The 1,999-nt window shown below is 67.5% G+C and carries 4 protein-coding genes; all 4 read left to right on the top strand.

Translation table 11 applies throughout. The annotated features are described in order from the left end of the window. The coding region (gene pgk / locus ACE3UY_RS12670; protein WP_374687878.1) for a phosphoglycerate kinase at positions 1–657 on the top strand (657 nt) is incomplete at its 5' end. A gap of 74 nt (positions 658–731) precedes the next feature. Continuing rightward, on the top strand, positions 732–1,160 hold the full coding sequence (locus ACE3UY_RS12665) for a VOC family protein (RefSeq protein ID WP_374687877.1): 429 nt from the start codon (positions 732–734) through the stop codon (positions 1,158–1,160). Beyond that, entirely contained in the window at positions 1,157–1,699 is a 543-nt protein-coding gene (locus ACE3UY_RS12660; protein WP_374687876.1) for a GNAT family N-acetyltransferase, read from the top strand. Before ACE3UY_RS12665 ends, ACE3UY_RS12660 begins: the two co-directional genes overlap by 4 nt. Next, on the top strand, positions 1,696–1,999 hold a 304-nt coding region (locus ACE3UY_RS12655), incomplete at its 3' end, for a GNAT family N-acetyltransferase (RefSeq protein WP_374687875.1). The genes ACE3UY_RS12660 and ACE3UY_RS12655, both read left to right, overlap by 4 nt.

Raw genomic sequence — 1,999 nt, 5'->3', positions numbered from 1 at the left:
TCGGCTCTGGGCATCGCCGTGGAGAACCCGCCCAAGCCCTACGTCGCCATCATGGGCGGCGCGAAGATCTCGGACAAGATCAAGCTGATCGAGAACCTGCTGGACAAGGCGGACAAGGTGCTCATCGGTGGCGGTATGGCCAACACCTTCCTGAAGGCGCAGGGGCACAACCTGGGCAAGTCGCTGGTGGAAGATGAGGCGCTGCCGGAGGCCAGGCGGCTGCTGGAGATGGCCTCCGACCGGCTCATCCTGCCGGTGGACGTGGTCGTGGCCGCGGAGGTGTCGAACGAGGCCCCGTCGGAGGTGGAGATGGTATGGGCCATTTCGCCCGACAAGATGGCGCTGGACATTGGCCCGGCGACGGTGGAGCGCTTCAACGCCGAGTTGCAGGGGGCGCAACTGGTCGTCTGGAACGGGCCGATGGGCGTATTCGAGACGCCGCAGTTCGCCAACGGCACGAACCAGCTGGCGCAGATGCTGGCCGGCATGGTCGATCACGGCGCGAAAGTCATCATCGGCGGCGGCGACTCGGCCGCGGCCGTGCGCAAGGCGGGCCTGACCGAGAAGATGACCCACGTCAGCACCGGCGGTGGGGCGAGTTTAGAGTTGTTGGAGGGGAGGCAGTTGCCGGGGGTGGTGGCGTTGGATAATCGGTAAGAACAACGCCGGCTGATGCGGCTCCTCGCGAACAAGAAGCCTGGTTCTTGTTCGCGAGGAGCCGCGTTATTCATATGATATCCAACCGCTCCATGCCTCCCGGCGCGATCATTCCCGTCCTTGTCTACGATGACGTGGCCGCGGCCGTCGCCTGGCTGTGCGAGGCGTTCGGCTTCAAGGAGCGGCTGCGCATTGGCGATCACCGCGCGCAACTGACGTTGGGCGAGGAGTCGGTCGTCGTGGCCGCGCGGCCGGCCCGCGCCGCCGAAGCGCTACAATTGCCGCCGGGCGAGATCACGCACTCGATCATGGTGCGCGTCGCCGACGTGGACGCGCATTACGAGCGCGTCCGGCAGCGCGGCGGGCGCGTCCTAAGTCCGCCCGAGACGTACCCGTTCGGCGAGCGGCAGTACACCGTTGAAGATCCCGGCGGCCATCACTGGACGTTCAGCCAGGCCGTGGCCGACGTCGCGCCCGAAGCGTGGGGCGGCCAACTGCGGTGAACGGCGCAACGATCGCCGAAACCGCCCGCCTGCTCCTTCGCCCCTTCCGCCTCTCTGACCATGAGGCGCTGAACCGTGTCTTCGGCGACGCCGAGGTGATGCGTTTTGGCGACGGCCCGCGGACGGACGCATGGGTCGGCGACTGGCTGCGCGACTGCCTGGACGGCTATAAGCGACGCGGGTTCGGCCCGTGGGCGGTCGTCGAGCGGAGCAGCGGCGAAGTGGTTGGCTACTGCGGCCTGTTCTACTTCCCCGATGTCAACGGCCGGCCGGAGATCGAGCTTGGCTACCGGCTGGCGCGGGCCTATTGGGGGCGGGGGTATGCGACGGAGGCCGTGATCGCCGCGCGCGACTACGCCTTCGGCGTGCTGGGCCTGTCGCGGCTGATCGCCCTGATCGACCCGGACAACGTCGCCTCGCGTCGCGTGGCCAAGAAAGCGGGGATGCAGTATGAGAGCGACGTGATGCTGGCAGGCTATACTCACCCCGACCGCGTCTATACGATTACTCGACCATCCGACAAGGAAGGCGCGCATTGACCTACGAATGGGAACTGACCAAGGCGAACCGACTGCAACTGGCCCACGCCTTCCGCCACAACAAGCGGGTTGACTACGCCATCGACTGCATCGTGGAGGGCCAGATGGGGCGGGCGTTTGTCGATGACCCGCGCCGGCCCGCCGCCTACTGCATTGCCATCGGCCCCTTCCGCTATTTCGCCGGCGACGCCGCAGGCCCGGGCGGCCGGGACATGATCCGCGAACTGCCGCCGTGGACGCTCCTGATGCCCTCGCCGCCGGAGTGGATCGCCGCCGCGCAGGCGGCCTTCGGCGACCGGC

It is taken from the genome of Promineifilum sp. (SeqCode) (genome assembly GCF_041918635.1).
Lineage (GTDB): Bacteria > Chloroflexota > Anaerolineae > Promineifilales > Promineifilaceae > Promineifilum.
This window is presented reverse-complemented; position numbering and strand designations above follow the sequence as displayed.

What these genes read in the sequence shown, in the direction of transcription:
- ACE3UY_RS12665 (WP_374687877.1), top strand. Translation starts at nt 732, where the DNA reads ATGATATCCAACCGCTCCATGCCTCCCGGCGCGATCATTCCCGTCCTT.